The organism is Stenotrophomonas sp. 62841_Sma (assembly GCF_056482945.1).
On sequence record NZ_CM151224.1, the window covers coordinates 2571704 to 2585256 of the forward strand.

The 13553-nt window shown below is 67.6% G+C and carries 15 protein-coding genes; 7 read left to right on the top strand and 8 right to left on the bottom strand.

What is annotated here, in order from left to right:
• Window positions 1–62: 62 nt before the first annotated feature.
• From ACZK5G_RS11960 to ACZK5G_RS11985, 6 genes are read right to left on the bottom strand one after another with little or no spacing between them, the layout of a single operon-like run.
• A complete protein-coding gene (locus ACZK5G_RS11960; protein ID WP_478463454.1) occupies window positions 63–809 on the bottom strand; it encodes a hypothetical protein in 747 nt (248 codons plus the stop codon).
• Complete coding sequence (locus ACZK5G_RS11965) at window positions 809–1429, bottom strand: DUF3299 domain-containing protein (protein WP_478463455.1); 621 nt, start codon at window positions 1427–1429, stop codon at window positions 809–811. Before ACZK5G_RS11965 ends, ACZK5G_RS11960 begins: the two co-directional genes overlap by 1 nt.
• On the bottom strand, window positions 1419–1970 hold the full coding sequence (locus tag ACZK5G_RS11970; RefSeq protein WP_478463457.1) for a DUF3299 domain-containing protein: 552 nt from the start codon (window positions 1968–1970) through the stop codon (window positions 1419–1421). Before ACZK5G_RS11970 ends, ACZK5G_RS11965 begins: the two co-directional genes overlap by 11 nt.
• Before the next feature lie 2 nt (window positions 1971–1972).
• A complete protein-coding gene (locus ACZK5G_RS11975) occupies window positions 1973–3226 on the bottom strand; it encodes an ABC transporter permease (protein WP_478463459.1) in 1254 nt (417 codons plus the stop codon).
• The gene (locus tag ACZK5G_RS11980) at window positions 3219–3914 is read right to left on the bottom strand and encodes an ATP-binding cassette domain-containing protein (protein WP_478463461.1); all 696 of its coding nucleotides are present in this window, start codon (window positions 3912–3914) and stop codon (window positions 3219–3221) included. The genes ACZK5G_RS11975 and ACZK5G_RS11980 overlap by 8 nt, the downstream gene beginning before the upstream one ends.
• Window positions 3911–4444 (bottom strand): ZrgA family zinc uptake protein, encoded by a 534-nt coding sequence (locus ACZK5G_RS11985; RefSeq protein WP_197612628.1) that lies wholly within the window; start codon window positions 4442–4444, stop codon window positions 3911–3913. The genes ACZK5G_RS11980 and ACZK5G_RS11985 overlap by 4 nt, the downstream gene beginning before the upstream one ends.
• A gap of 32 nt (window positions 4445–4476) precedes the next feature.
• Between ACZK5G_RS11985 and ACZK5G_RS11990 the strand changes: the two genes are divergently transcribed.
• A complete protein-coding gene (locus ACZK5G_RS11990; RefSeq protein WP_478463463.1) occupies window positions 4477–4953 on the top strand; it encodes a MerC domain-containing protein in 477 nt (158 codons plus the stop codon).
• Between the two features lie 86 nt (window positions 4954–5039).
• Here the strand turns inward: ACZK5G_RS11990 and ACZK5G_RS11995 are convergent, their stop codons facing one another.
• Window positions 5040–7172, bottom strand: a complete 2133-nt coding sequence (locus ACZK5G_RS11995; protein WP_277778331.1) for a TonB-dependent receptor — start codon at window positions 7170–7172, stop codon at window positions 5040–5042.
• A gap of 188 nt (window positions 7173–7360) precedes the next feature.
• On the opposite strand from ACZK5G_RS11995, the gene ACZK5G_RS12000 reads away from it, so the two are divergent.
• The 5 genes from ACZK5G_RS12000 (at window position 7361) to ACZK5G_RS12020 (ending at window position 11695) form a co-directional block, all read left to right on the top strand.
• Entirely contained in the window at window positions 7361–8215 is an 855-nt protein-coding gene (locus tag ACZK5G_RS12000; RefSeq protein WP_478463465.1) for a helix-turn-helix domain-containing protein, read from the top strand.
• A gap of 99 nt (window positions 8216–8314) precedes the next feature.
• A complete protein-coding gene (copC, locus tag ACZK5G_RS12005) occupies window positions 8315–8692 on the top strand; it encodes a copper homeostasis periplasmic binding protein CopC (protein ID WP_329809991.1) in 378 nt (125 codons plus the stop codon).
• 10 nt (window positions 8693–8702) lie between these two features.
• Window positions 8703–9587 (top strand): copper homeostasis membrane protein CopD, encoded by an 885-nt coding sequence (copD, locus tag ACZK5G_RS12010; RefSeq protein WP_478463466.1) that lies wholly within the window; start codon window positions 8703–8705, stop codon window positions 9585–9587.
• A 45-nt stretch (window positions 9588–9632) separates the two neighbouring features.
• Window positions 9633–10331: a heavy metal response regulator transcription factor gene (locus ACZK5G_RS12015; RefSeq protein WP_478463468.1), complete on the top strand. Its 699-nt coding sequence runs from the start codon at window positions 9633–9635 to the stop codon at window positions 10329–10331.
• On the top strand, window positions 10328–11695 hold the full coding sequence (locus ACZK5G_RS12020) for a heavy metal sensor histidine kinase (protein WP_478463470.1): 1368 nt from the start codon (window positions 10328–10330) through the stop codon (window positions 11693–11695). Before ACZK5G_RS12015 ends, ACZK5G_RS12020 begins: the two co-directional genes overlap by 4 nt.
• 65 nt (window positions 11696–11760) lie before the next feature.
• Here the strand turns inward: ACZK5G_RS12020 and ACZK5G_RS12025 are convergent, their stop codons facing one another.
• Complete coding sequence (locus ACZK5G_RS12025; protein WP_478463471.1) at window positions 11761–12654, bottom strand: LysR family transcriptional regulator; 894 nt, start codon at window positions 12652–12654, stop codon at window positions 11761–11763.
• 106 nt (window positions 12655–12760) lie between these two features.
• On the opposite strand from ACZK5G_RS12025, the gene ACZK5G_RS12030 reads away from it, so the two are divergent.
• On the top strand, window positions 12761–13504 hold the full coding sequence (locus ACZK5G_RS12030) for an SDR family oxidoreductase (protein ID WP_279943066.1): 744 nt from the start codon (window positions 12761–12763) through the stop codon (window positions 13502–13504).
• The last annotated feature ends 49 nt before the right edge of the window (window positions 13505–13553 follow it).

Sequence of the window (13553 nt, forward strand, 5' to 3'; positions counted from 1 at the left end):
TAGGGGCAAGTCTGCTTGGCTGAACCGCCAGCCAGGCATGGCCTGGCTCTACTGGTAAACGCTTATCGGCAGTCTTCCGGCAGCGCGGCAATCGCCGACACCACCGCACCCTGCATGCCCTGCCCCACGGCCATGTCCAGTTCCCCGCCCGTTCCCCCATGCTGGCGCCGCAGTTCGTCCTCGCACAGCCCGCGCACCCGCGCACGCGCATTGGCGCGCAGGCTGCTGCATCGCCAATCGGTGCCACCCAGCGGCAACACCGAATACACCACGCTGTTGCAGGCGTTACCGGCCCGCTGCTGCAGCGACAGGCCGCCGAAATCACGCGGTTCGCTGCTGCGCTGCGGATCGAAATAGCTGTCCGGGAAGGTGCGCGCGTACTGTTCGATGTCCACCTGCATGCTGCGCCCGCCAGCCAACGGCATCTGCAGCGGCTGGCCACAGCGCGTGGCGTCGGCACGATGCTGGATGTACTGGTAGATCGGCCGGTCCAGCTTTGGATCCTGCTGGGTCACCGCACTGACCGCCGCCAACACCGGCAACGATGCACGATTGGCCATGCGCGCCAGCAGCCCCGCCTGCGCCGGCTGGCAGCGGTCGCGCAGGGTGGCCGCGAGCAGGAACAGTACGTCGTTGCGAAAGGCATGGTCATCACCCAGGCGCTGTTCGATGCGCTGGCGGGCATCGGTCGCGGGTGCCGGGAAGGCGATCGCCGGTGGCTCGGTCACGTCGACGCGCAGGTGCCACCACACCAGCAACACCACGCTGGTGACCAACACGCCCGCAACGATGATCCAACGCGTGCGCATCAATTGTGGATCGCCGTCAGTGTCGCCGCAGCCGCGTCGTAGGACGCGCTGGCGATATCCGCATCGAAGCGCTTGACCTGCAGGCGGCCGGCAAGCCGGTACGGGTCCCACAGGTCTCCCAGTGCGATCGGCGTGGCCAGGGTCACATGGATGATCTGGTTCGGCGGCGGTGGCGGCACGTGGATGCAGGCCCCGTAGAACGGCACGAACAGCAGTTCATCGACCAGGCCGGAATCGTTGGTGCCCAGCGGCACCACGTAGCCATCCAGATCCACCGCGCGACCGTCGACAGCGTCGACCACGCGCGAAGAGCCGAACTGCTTGGCGCGATCCGGGCTGGAATGGTCGATCTCCTGTCCCGGTGGCGTGCCCGAGCCGGTGTCGTCGATCAGCCCGCCCACCCCGTCCATGCCATTGCGTGACAGGCCGATCTGCGGCGGTGGGCGCTGGTAGGTCACTTCATCGGGCCGCAGCGCGTCCCAGCGATCGATGGGAGCCTCGGTCGTGGCCGGCCGCGCAGCGTCTGGTGCTGCGCTGGGGGCCATGGCGTCCCCACCCGCCTGCGCGCACCCCAACAGGCCCAGGCAGCAGGTCAGTCCGATCATGACACTACGGTTCATACGGCCTCAGCTGAGCGTCACGCATGGTGTAGGCGGAACCGGCCAGATCGTCATCCAGCCGTTCGGCGCGCAGGGTACCGGCCAGGAAGAACGGCGAATACATGTCCGGCATCTCGATCGGGCGCGGCAGCACCACGTGCACGATCTGGTTCGGCGGTGGCGGCGGCACATGGATGCAGGCACCGTAGTACGGCACGAACAGGAATTCGGTCAGCCGCCCGTCCTGCTCGTTGGCCAGCGGCACCACGTAACCCGGCAAGCGCACCGGCCGCTGCAATACGGTGTCCACGGTGCGGAACGTACCGAACTGCGGCATGCGCCGGTTGCCGTTGTGCTCCACCTCCGGGCCCTCGCCGCGCTCCAGCGCCGCCAGTTCTTCCTTCGGCATCATCTGCAACCAGTCCAGTTCCTGTTCCTCGGCAGCTGCCGGGGCATCGCGATCGATCACCGGCGACGGTGTCAGCGCCTGCACGCCGGTATCGACCGGGCGTTCGCAGGCGGTCAGCACCAGCAAGATTGGCAACAGCGGCAACCAGCGCATGCTCAGCCCCCGGGTGACAGGCCATCGGCCAGCGTGCGCCGATAGGCCAGCAGCGCCGGTACCAGGCCGGCCACCGCGCTGATCGCCAGCACACCCGCCACCCACGCCAGTTCGCGGCCATCCGGCCAGATGTGGGTGATCGGCAGGCCGAAGCTGGCCAGCGCCCAGCCACGCCCGGCCAGGCTGGCCACCACCAGTGCGGCCAGTGCGAGCACGCAGGCAAGCGCGCTGGTCGCCACCGCCTCCACCACCAGCAGGCTGGCGATATAGCCAGGGCGTGCACCGATGGCACGCAGCACCGCCATCTCGCGCCGGCGCTCCTGCAGTGTCGAGACCAGCAGCGCCACCAGCGAGACCATGCCCAGCAGCACCACCATTGCACTGATCAGCTGCAGTGCCCGCTCGGCGGTGCCCAGTGACTGCCACAGCTGCTGCAACGTCACGCCGGGCAGGATCGCCAGCATCGCCTCGTCCGGGTACTCGTTGATCCTGCGCTGTACCGAGAACGTGGCGATGCGCGAATTCAGGCCGAGCATGAAGGCGGTGATGCTGGTCGGGGTCAGGTCCAGATGGCGCGCCTGCTCGGCGCTGACACTCTGGCTGCGCAGCTGCACGCCGGAGCGCCAGTCGACATGGATCGCCTCGATGGCCGGCAGCGAGACCAGCACCGAGGAATCAACCGGCGTGCCGGTGCGCTGCAGGATGCCAGCCACACGGAACGGCTTGTCGGCATGCGTGGCCAACGTGACCGCGCCGGTGCCGTGGGCCAGCACGATCTCATCACCGATGCCGACCTTCTGCGCGTGCGCCACCTCTGCGCCGATCACGGCGTCGTACAGATCGTCGAACGGCCGCCCCTGTGCAAACGCCAGCGCATGTCCCGCGCCGTAGCGGTAGTGCTCGAAGTAGCCGCCACTGGTGCCGACCACCCGGTAGCCGCGCCACGAATCGCCCAGCGACAGTGGCACCGCCCACTTCACCTGCGGCAGCGAGGACAGCTCCTGGTAGGACTGCCAGGACACGTTGTTGGTCGGGTCGCCGATGTGGAACACCGAATACAGCAGCAGGTTCACCGGGCCGGAGCGGGCACCGACGATCAGGTCCGTGCCTGAAACGGTGCTGGCGAAACCTTCATGCGCCTGCGCGCGCACGCGCTCGACACCGAGCAGCAGCACCACGCTGAGGGTGATCACCAGCACGGTGAGGCTGACGCTCAATGCGCGGCTGCGCAGGCTGGCCCAGGCAAGCTCAAGCATGGGTGCCACCTGCGTGGTTGATCTCGGAAAGTGAAATGGTGCGGTCGAACAACGGCTGCAGGCTTTCATCGTGGCTGACCGCCAGAACCGTGGTACCGGCAGCCCGGCACTGTGCGGACATCAGCTGCAGGAAGGCGGTCGCGGCTTGGCGATCCAGCGCCGAGGTCGGCTCGTCGGCCAGCAGTACTGCGGGGCGGCCGATCAGGGCGCGTGCGGCGGCCACGCGTTGCTGCTGGCCGACACTCAGGGTGCCGGCCGCACGCTTGGACAGCGCCGGATCCAGCTGCAGCGCTTCCAGCAGGCGCAGGATCTCATCGTCCAGCGGCCCGCTGATGCGCTCGCTGCGCACCGGAGAAAAGCGCAGCCCCAGCGCGATGTTGTCGCGCACGCTGAGGAACGGCAGCAGATTGAACTGCTGGAAGATCACGCCCAGGTGATCGGCGCGGAAGCGATCACGCGCAGCACCCCGCATCATCTGCAGCGCGTGACCTGCTACTTCGACGCGCCCCCTGCCGGGCAGCAGGACGCCGGCCAGCAGGCCGAGCAGGGTGCTCTTGCCGCCACCGCTCACTCCACGCAACAGCACGCTGCTGCCCTGCTCTATCAGCAGCTGCGGGATATCCAGCACCAGACGTGTTGCGTAGCCGAACTGCACATCCTCCAGGGCGATCACCGCTGGCGTGCTCACGGCGCCAGCACCACGCGCAGGTTGTCGGCACTCAGCACGCTGCGGTCCTGGCCGTTGGCGGTTGCACTGTTGACGATGACTTCGTGCAGGCCGGGGAACAGCACGGGAAGGCGTAAGACGATGGCGCGCAGCTCGGCAGGTTTGGCACAGTGGTACTGCAGCGTTGCGCTGAAACCTGCGTGCCGATGCTGCCCTGGCGGCGGCGCGGCGGCCGTCGCGTCGAAGCCCTCTGCATCGGCTTTACCGCTGGCCAGACGGCAGCCTGCCGCGGTGGGCAGGGTGACCCAGCTGCCGCCCTTCAGCAATGCCGTGGCGCGCGACAGTGCCGCCTGCTCGGTCGCGTTGGCGGGCGGTCGCTCGAAATCAAGGATGCCGATACCCGGTGCCTGCAGGGCGAACTCCAGCGTTCCCTGGTCGAGTGCGAGATCAACTGTGGCCTGGCCGTGCACGTGTGGCGCGTGCTGGCGGACGTCGTGTGCCTGGGCTGCGTTGGCAGCCAGCAGCAGGAAAAGAGCAGCAGGAAGCTTCATGGGGGAGACTCCAATTGTTACTATGTAACATAATGGACCACATCCCCCCGACCCCCGCAAGGGCCCTGGCCCAGCCGCCAACTTCGGCACGCTGGCATCCCCGTTTCGATCTGGCCGGTGCCTGGCTGTCACTGGCCTGCGCCGCCCATTGCATCGCCCTGCCCCTGCTGCTGGCCTTCGTACCGGCGGCAATGATGGCGCTGCGCTCGTTCCAGCACCCCGGCCACGGCGTGATGACGCTGCTGTTGATGATGTCGCGCTGGGAATGGTTGTTCGCATTGATGGCCTCAACGTTGGCGCTGGCCAGTACCACGGCCGGGCTGCACCGGCATGGGCGCTGGCTGCCGGTGCGGCTGGCCGTGGTTGGCGCGATCCTGCTGGTGTCAGCGTCGCTGTACCTGCCGTTGAAGGAATCGCTGCTCTGGCATGGTGTGGCCACCGCCTGCGGCGGCGTGCTGCTGGCATGCGCGCACATCGGCAACCGGCGGGCATTGTACGGCCACAGGTAGCGTTCCGAAGATGCCGGCCAGCGGCCGGCACTACCGTTTCGTTGGACCGGTAGCGCCGGCCGCTGGCCGGCGCGCGGCCCGCCTCCTCAGAAGCGGTACCCCACTTCCGCGCCGAAGATCCGCGGGCTGTCGACCGGGCCGTAGTAGTTTCCGTCGCGCCCGAAGGCCAGGTTGTCGAAGATCAGGCCATTGATGCGGCGCTTGTTGGTCAGGTTCTGCACGAACACCCGCGCGCTCCACGGCCCGGTCTCATAGCCCAGCTGCGCACCAAGTACGGCCACTGCGGGCTGGAACGCGCGGTTACGTTCATCCAGTGCACTGGAGCCGGTGAACTGAGATTCCAGCCGTGCATGGATGCCCGAGTCGAACTGATAGCGCGCCGCCAGATAGCCAGTGTAGTGAGGGGTCAGCTTGACCCGCTTGCCATCCAGGTTCTGGTCCACGCTGACCCACAGCTTGGTGTACTTCGCATCGACGTAGCCCACATTCGCCATCAGGGTGAAACCCGGCAGCACTTCAAACACGCCCTCCAGCTCGGCACCGCGCGAACGGATCGAGGCATCCGAACCCACGTAGTCCGACGAGATCGGGCGGCCGTTGGCATCGGTGGCCACCTGGATCTCCTGCCAGTTGTCCGAGGTGATGTGGAACAGCGCGCCGCCGATGTGGCCACGACCGCCGGCCAGGTTCATCTTGAAGCCCAGCTCATGGCTCCACATGCGCTCGGACTCGTAGCGCAGCACCTTGTCGTTGACCACATCGCTCTGCGCCGCAGCCAGATTGAAGCCACCCGGAATGTAGCCCTTGGCCGAGGCCGCGTAGAAGGACAGGTCGTCAGTGGCGTCGTAGCGCAGCGACACCCGCGGCAGCGTGGCCGAGAAGGTATGTGCCAGCGCGGCATCGCGGTACAGCACGCGGCCACCGGCGCCCAGATCCAGCGCACCGGCACGCTGTTCGGTGGAGCGCCGTGCCTGCTCATGGCGCAGGCCGGCGCTGGCCGTCAGCTTCGGCACCGCCGGGAAGGTATAGCTGGCGGTGGCGAAGACGCTGTAGTCCTCGCCCTTGGAGGTCTGCCGCGGCGCCAGGTTGTAGCTGTCCAGCCCATGCAGCGCCGGTCCGACGAAAGTGCCCAGGATCGAATCCTTGCTGTTGCGGTAGGTCGACACACCGGCCATCCAGGTCAGCGCCTGGTCGCTGGGCGAGCTGAAGCGCGCCTCGGCCGTCCATTCCTTCTTCCTGTCGTAGATACGGCCGGCCAATGCCGGGCTGTTGGTCATGTCGAAGTCGTAGCCGGCCGAGGTCACCTCCTCGTCCCGCCAGGAAGCGGCCACGTCCAGCGTGCCGGCCTGCAGCTGCCATTGCGCACTGAGGCCGGCCACCGTTTCGTCCTTTTCGGTGCGCTTGGGCGCGTCGTTGATGTAGGTGAAGTCACCGGCACGGCGGCCGCCATTGAGCGATGTGCCGTAGGTGCGGTTGTAGAGGCCGGTATCCAGCGGCAGGTATTCATACTCGAACATGCCCGGCGCGCGGGTGCGCAGGTGATAGGCCAGCGCGTTCACCGAAACGTAGTCGCTCGGCCGCCAGCGCAGCTTGCCCTGCAGGTAGCCTTCGCCGACCTTGCCGCGCGCACCGGAAGGTGTGAGGTTCTTCAGGTAGGCGTCCTCGTCGGAGCCCATGAACGCCACCGAGCCGGACAGGCTGCCCGTCTTGTTCAGCGGCCCTGCCAGGAAGCCATCGAGAGCGGTGCCATTGCCGTTGCCGAACCAGGTGCTGCGCACATTGATCTCGCCCTCGCGTGCATCAGCCGGGCCGCGTGTGCGCACCAGTACCAGGCCGGATTCGCTGTTGGCGCCGTACAGCGTGCCCTGCGGGCCGCGCAGCACCTCCACCGACTCGACCTGGTTGAGCACGGCATTGCTCAGCTCGCGGAACGGAATGCCATCGATGTAGACCGAGGCACGATTGACCAGGAATGGATTGGACTCGATGCCGCGGATCGAGATGAACATGTTGCTGAGCTGGCCCATCGCATTGAACTTGACGTTCGGCGCGAGCTTGTCGAGGTCACGGAACTCGGTGACGCCGGCTTCTTTCAGCGCCTGCCGATCGAGCACCGTCACCGACAGATCGCTTTTCAGGTAAGGGGTATCGCGCTTGGAACCGGTGACGCGGACACCGTCGAGCGTGGCCGGGTCGGCCTGCTGGGCAAGGGCGGGCAAGGCAGGAACGAGCAGGGATGCTGCGATGAGCGCGGCAGCAGGCGTGGACGACTTCAAAGCGGGAACCTCGACGGATGGAGTGACGGAAGCGCGGGCGGCGGCAGCGCAGGACAAGAGTGTTATCCTGTAACATTAGCGTCCTGCCGCCACTCCATTTCCGTCAGCGCCGCTCCATTCCCGGATCCGTGATGCCCGCCCTCGCCGACCAGCTGCTGCAGGAAACCCGGTCGCAGGCCCCTGCGGCCTACGCCAGCGACGATGGTGCGGTGGTGCTGCTGCGCCATCGCTTCGATGCCAGCGAAGGTGAGATGGGACATCCGCAGCAACTGCGCTTGGGCCTGGCCGTGGGCGGCGGCGGTCGGCTGCAGCAGCACACCCTCAGCGGTCTTCTGCAGGCGCCGTGGCGGCCCGGCCAGTTCAATCTGGTGCTGCCGGAAGACACCGGCACCTATGCCAGCCCCGCGGTCGATCTGCTCGGCATCGCCATCGATACCCACCTGCATCCGCAGGATCCGCAGCAGTTGCAACACCTGCAGCCGCTGGCGGCGCGGCTGCACCGCGACCCGGTGATTACTTCGGTGCTGCAGGCGTTGTGGTGCAGCGCGCAGGCTGATGTTTGCCTGCCCGGCTTCCTCGAGCATGGCACGCAGGTGCTGCTGCACCGCCTGGGTCAGCTTGCCGGTCAGCCGCGCCAGGCGCGTGGCACGGTGTCCCCACTGTCGGCCCGACGGTTGCGGCAACTGGAGGCCTACATCGACGCGCAACACGGCCAGGCGCTGACCGTTCCACAGCTGGCCGCTGCAGTGCAGATGGAGGTCGCGACGTTCGGCCGCGCGCTGCGTGCGGCCACTGGCCTGCCGCCCTATGCGTTCCTGACCGAGCACCGCATGCAGCGGGCGCGCGCCGAACTCGCGCAGGGCCGGCGTGTCACCGACGTTGCGCTGGGCAGCGGATATGCCAATCCCAGCAAGTTCAGCGCGGCGTTCCGGCGTGTGGTCGGTTGTTCGCCGTCAGCATGGATCGCGCAGTCACGGGCCCGGTAGTGCCGGCCGCCAACATTACAAACCGGTAATGTCCAGGTCAGGGCCTCGAAAGGCGGTGGACGCCACCCTGCAGGCCACTTCCCCATCGGTGATCCGCATATGACCCGCTCCCTGTTCCGCGTCGCCCCGCTCGCCCTGCTGCTGTCCGGCCTTTCGGCCGCGCCGCTGGCGCTGGCCCATCCCAGCCTGGTGCGTTCGACGCCAGCGGCCGATGCCACCGTGGCCCCGGCCAGCCAGATCGAGCTGCAGTTCAGTGAGAAGGTGATGCCGCGTGCCACCCGCATCGAACTGAGCATGGACCACGGCCGCATGAAGATGGCGATGCCAACCACGGCGCAGGAGATCTCCGAGGACGGCCACACCCTGCGCGCGCGCTTTGCCAAGCCGCTGCCCGCCGGCAGTTACGCGCTGCAGTGGCGCGCGGTCGGCGAGGACAGCCATCCGATCACCGGCACCTACCGCTTCACCGTGAAGTAAGGCCGCTGCTGTGGCCGAGCTTTCGCCGTATGCGCTGCGGCTGGCGCTGTATCTGGCCCTGATGCTGCTGTTCGGGCGGATGCTGTTCGTCCGCCCCGGACTGCCGCGCAGCGTCTCGCTGGGCCTCACTTTTGTGGCACTGGTGCTGGTCGGCATCGATGCGGTGACCCGATTGTCCGGCGTGCTTGGCATATCACCGGTCGACATCGATGGCGAGACAGCGCGCTGGTTTCTTACCGGTACGCCGGTGGGCGAGGCGGGACTGCTGCGCATCCTGGCCCTGCTGGCGATGCTGCCGCTGCTGGCAGTCAATCGCCCGGTGCAGGGCCTGCGCCGTCCTGCACTGCTGGCACTCTCGGCGGTGACCCTGGCCAGCCTCGCCTGGAACGGCCACGCCGCTTCTGGGGACGGGATCGCTGGCAGGCTGCGTCTTGCTGCCGGCATCGTGCACCTGCTGGCGGCCGGCGCCTGGATCGGTGCGATCGCCGCCATCGTGCAGCTGGCACTGCGCCGCCAGGGCCTGCGCCTGCGCGAACGCACCCACGAACTATGGCAGGCCGCGCACGGCTTCGCCGTGCCCGGCACGATCATCGTCGCCCTGCTGGCGATGACCGGCACCTATACCTATGTCGATCTCGGCGGTTCCATACAGACCCTGACCGGCGCCGCGCATGGACGCTGGCTGCTGCTAAAGCTGGCACTGGTGGGTGGCATGCTGGGCCTGGCCGCGCTGCATCGCTGGCGGCTGGTGCCGGCGCTGGCGGTCTCCATCCGGGGTGGCTGGCAGCCCAGGCCGCTGCATTCACTGCGCCACAGCCTGGCCTGCGAATCGGTACTGGCCGTGCTGGTGCTGGCCTGTGTCGCGATTCTCGGCACGCTGGATCCGCTGGCATGAGACTGCGCAGCCAGCCCACGCCCAAGCTGCGATGATGGGCGCACCATGAAACTGCTGATCGTCGAAGACGAACCCAAGACCGGCAACTACCTGCGCCAGGGCCTGATCGAGGCCGGCTACGTGGTCGACCTCGCCTGCAACGGCGTCGACGGGCTGCATCTGGCAGGTAGTGGCGAGTACCAGCTGGTCATCCTCGATGTGATGCTGCCCGGCCTGGATGGCTGGAACGTGCTGTCGCGGCTGCGCGAGGCCGGCTGGCAGGTACCGGTACTGTTCCTGACCGCGCGCAGCAGCATCGCCGACCGTGTGCAGGGTCTGGAGCTTGGGGCCGATGATTACCTGGGCAAGCCGTTCGCCTTTGCCGAACTGCTGGCGCGCGTGCGCACGCTGCTGCGTCGTGGCCAGGCACTGCCGCAGGCCGAACGCATCGTCATTGCCGACCTGGTGGTGGATACCCTGCGCCGCCGGGTGGAACGCGGCGGCCAGCGCATCGCGCTCAGCCAGAAGGAGTACACCCTGCTGGAGCTGCTGGCTCGCCGCCGTGGCGAAGTACTGCCGCGCTCGTTGATCGCCTCGCAGGTGTGGGACATGAACTTCGACAGCGACACCAATGTCATTGATGTGGCGATCCGCCGCCTGCGCGCGAAGATCGACGATGATTTCGACGCCAAGCTGATCATTACCGTGCGCGGCATGGGCTACGTGCTCGAAGCACCAGACGACGGCGCTGTGAGCAACGGATGAGCCTGCGCCGTTCCATCGCGGTGCGGCTGACCCTGCTGTTCGCCATCGTGGCCACGCTGGTGCTGGCCGCATTGGGCGTGGCGATCTATGTCAGTGCCCGCCATGACCTTGTTGCCCAGGACTTCATCGAACTGGAGAACAAGGTTGCGTTGATCCGCGATCTTGCTGGCAATGGGCCCGCCGCCGCACGCGGCCCGCGGTTGGCAGAGGCGCTCAGCCATCATCCCGATATCGCCTTCCACATTGTCGATGGCCACGGAGCCGTGCTGTTCTCGACCGCACCTGCACTGCTGCGCGAGCACGCGCGCAGCCAGCCCATCGACGCCGCGCCACGGCGGAACGACTGGATTCTCGACGATGGTCGCTGCATGCATGCCCTGCACCTGCGGCAGACCCTGGCCGACGGCAGCCAGCTGGTCACCCTGCTGGCCATCGATGACGACCGCCATGCCGATTTCCTGCAACGCTTCCGCCATCTTCTGGCGATCGCCATCATCGGCGCCGCCGTGGCCAGCAGCCTGCTCGGCGGCTATGTGGTGCGACGCACGCTGCGGCCGCTGCGCACGTTGGCCGATGAAGCCCGGCAGATCACCGCCGGCCGACTGCAGCGGCGCCTGAGCGCACGCAGCGCCCCGGCCGAGCTGGAACAGCTGGCGCAGACCCTCAACGGCATGCTGGCGCGCCTGCAGCAGGACTTCGCACGCCTGACCGAATTCTCCGGTGATCTGGCCCACGAGTTGCGCACGCCGATCACCAACATGCTGACCCAGGTGCAGGTGGTGCTGGCCCACCCGCGCAGCAACGAGGCCTACCGCGAGACGCTGGCGTCGTGTGCCGAGGAGCTGCAGCAGCTGGCGCAGACCGTAGGCGACCTGCTGTACCTGGCGCAGGCCGAAGCGCCGGGCGCACTGCCCTCGCGTGAGCCGGTGGCGCTGGATGCGGTGGTGGATTCGCTGCTGGAGTTCTATGACCTGCTGGCCGAGGACCGGCAATTGACCCTGCGCCGCGACGGCGTGGCGAGCGTGGAAGGCAACCGTCTGATGCTGCACCGGGCGATCGCCAATCTGCTGTCGAATGCGTTGAAGCACGCAGCCGTGGGCAGCGAGGTGCGGGTGCAGCTGGTCGAGGGCGATGGCGTATGCAGGGTCAGCGTGCACAACCTCGGCCCGCCGATTGCCGAAGCAGCACTGCCGCGCCTGTTCGATCGCTTCTATCGCGGCGAGCGTGGCCGCCACGAAGGTGCTGGACTGGGCCTGGCGATCACCCGTGCGATTGCACAGGCGCATGGCGGAACGGTAAGCGTGACCTCCGATGAAACCGGCACCGTGTTCGAGCTGGTGCTGCCAAGCGCATCAGCCCGGTAGTGCCGGCCGCTGGCCGGCAACCTTGGCACATCACGCGTGTTGCAGTTGCCGGCCAGCGGCCGGCACTACCTCATCGGGTCGAACACCCCGGCCACCCAGTCGATGAACACCCGCAGCCGCGGCGACGGTGTGCGGTTGCGGGGGTAGACCAGGCTCAGTGGACTCGGTGTCGGCGGCGCGTCCGGCAACAGCTCGACCAGCTGCCCGCTCGCGATGTAGGGGTCCATCCGGTAGCGCGGTGCCTGGATGATGCCGAGACCCGCCAAGGCGGCACCAAGGAATGCGTCCGCGCCGGAAACCCTCACCCGCGCGGGCAGCGGCACGTAGCGCACCTGCGCGCCCTGCTGGAACTCAAGCGGAATCAGCTGGCCGGTGGCGCTGGAGCGATAGCCGACCATCTGGTGGCCTTGCTCCAGTGATTCGATGGTCTCGGGCACACCGTGCGCCTGCACATAACCCGGTGCGGCCACCGTAACTTCCCGCAGCATGGTCAACCGGCGCGCCGCCAGATCGCTGTCGGCCAGCGTCCCCACCCGCAACGCCGCATCCACGCCTTCGCGCAGCAAGTCGACATAGCGGTCGCCTTCGCTGACCTCCAGTTCGATCTCGGGGTAATGCTGCAGGAAGTCCGGTAGATGCGGAAACAGCAGGTGCCGGCCCAGCGTGCCATGCACTTCAATGCGCAGCGGGCCACGCGGCGGCACGTCACGGAACGCGGCTTCGGCATCGTCCATGTCGGCGATCAGGCGCAGGCAACGGCCATAGAAGGCCTCGCCCTCCAGGGTGGGCACCACCAGCCGCGTGGTCCGGTGCAGCAGGCGCACGCCCAGCCGCTGTTCCAGTGCTTTGATTGCATCGGTCACCGTGGCCCGCGGCAGGCCCAGGTCCTCGCAGGCCCGGGTGAAGCTGCGGCGCTCGACGATACGGACGAAGGCACGCATGGCCGTGAAACGGTCCATTGTTCGGCTACCCGGATGATGTTGGCGGATTATGCATGATTATCCGAACTGATGAGATGGCGAAGATGGCACTGCGCCAGTCCGGCGCGCCCTGCTGGAACCAACCATGCCCACCTCCTCCGCCCGCCGCATCGCCCTGGTCACCGGTGGTTCCCGCGGCATCGGTGCCGCCATTTCCCGGCGGCTCGCCGCCGATGGCCATGCCGTGGCGATCAACTATGCCGGCCGCCGCGATGATGCCGAGGCACTGGCCGCCGAACTCATGGCCACTGGTGCGCAGGCCATCGCGCTGCAGGCCGATGTGGCCGACCCGCAGGCGGTGCGCCAGCTGTTCGACGCCATCGAGGCGCGCTTCGGCGGTATCGACGTGGTGGTCAACAGTGCCGGCGTGCTGCAGTTGGCACCGCTGGCCGACAGCGATGACGCGTTGTTCGAGCGGGTGATCGGCATCAACCTCAAGGGCGCGTTCAACGTGCTGCGCGAAAGTGCACGACGGGTGCGCGACGGCGGCCGCCTGATCAGCCTGTCCACCAGCGTGGTCGGCATCAGGCTGGAGAACTACAGCGTGTACGCGGCCAGCAAGGCGGCGGTGGAAACGATGGCAGCGATCCTCAGCAAGGAGCTGCGTGGGCGCAACATCACGGTGAACACGGTGGCCCCCGGCCCGACCGCCACCGACCTGTTTCTGGAGGGCAAGTCACCGGAACTGATCGAGCGGTTGGCGAAGATGAATCCCCTGGAGCGGCTCGGTACGCCGGAGGACATCGCCGGTGCGGTGGCCTTCCTGGCCGGTGCCGATGGCGGGTGGATCAACGGCCAGGTGCTGCGCGCCAATGGCGGGATGGTGTAGGTAGTCGCCCACCTTGGTGGGCGCGTCGCCGCGTGCCCACCAAGGTGGG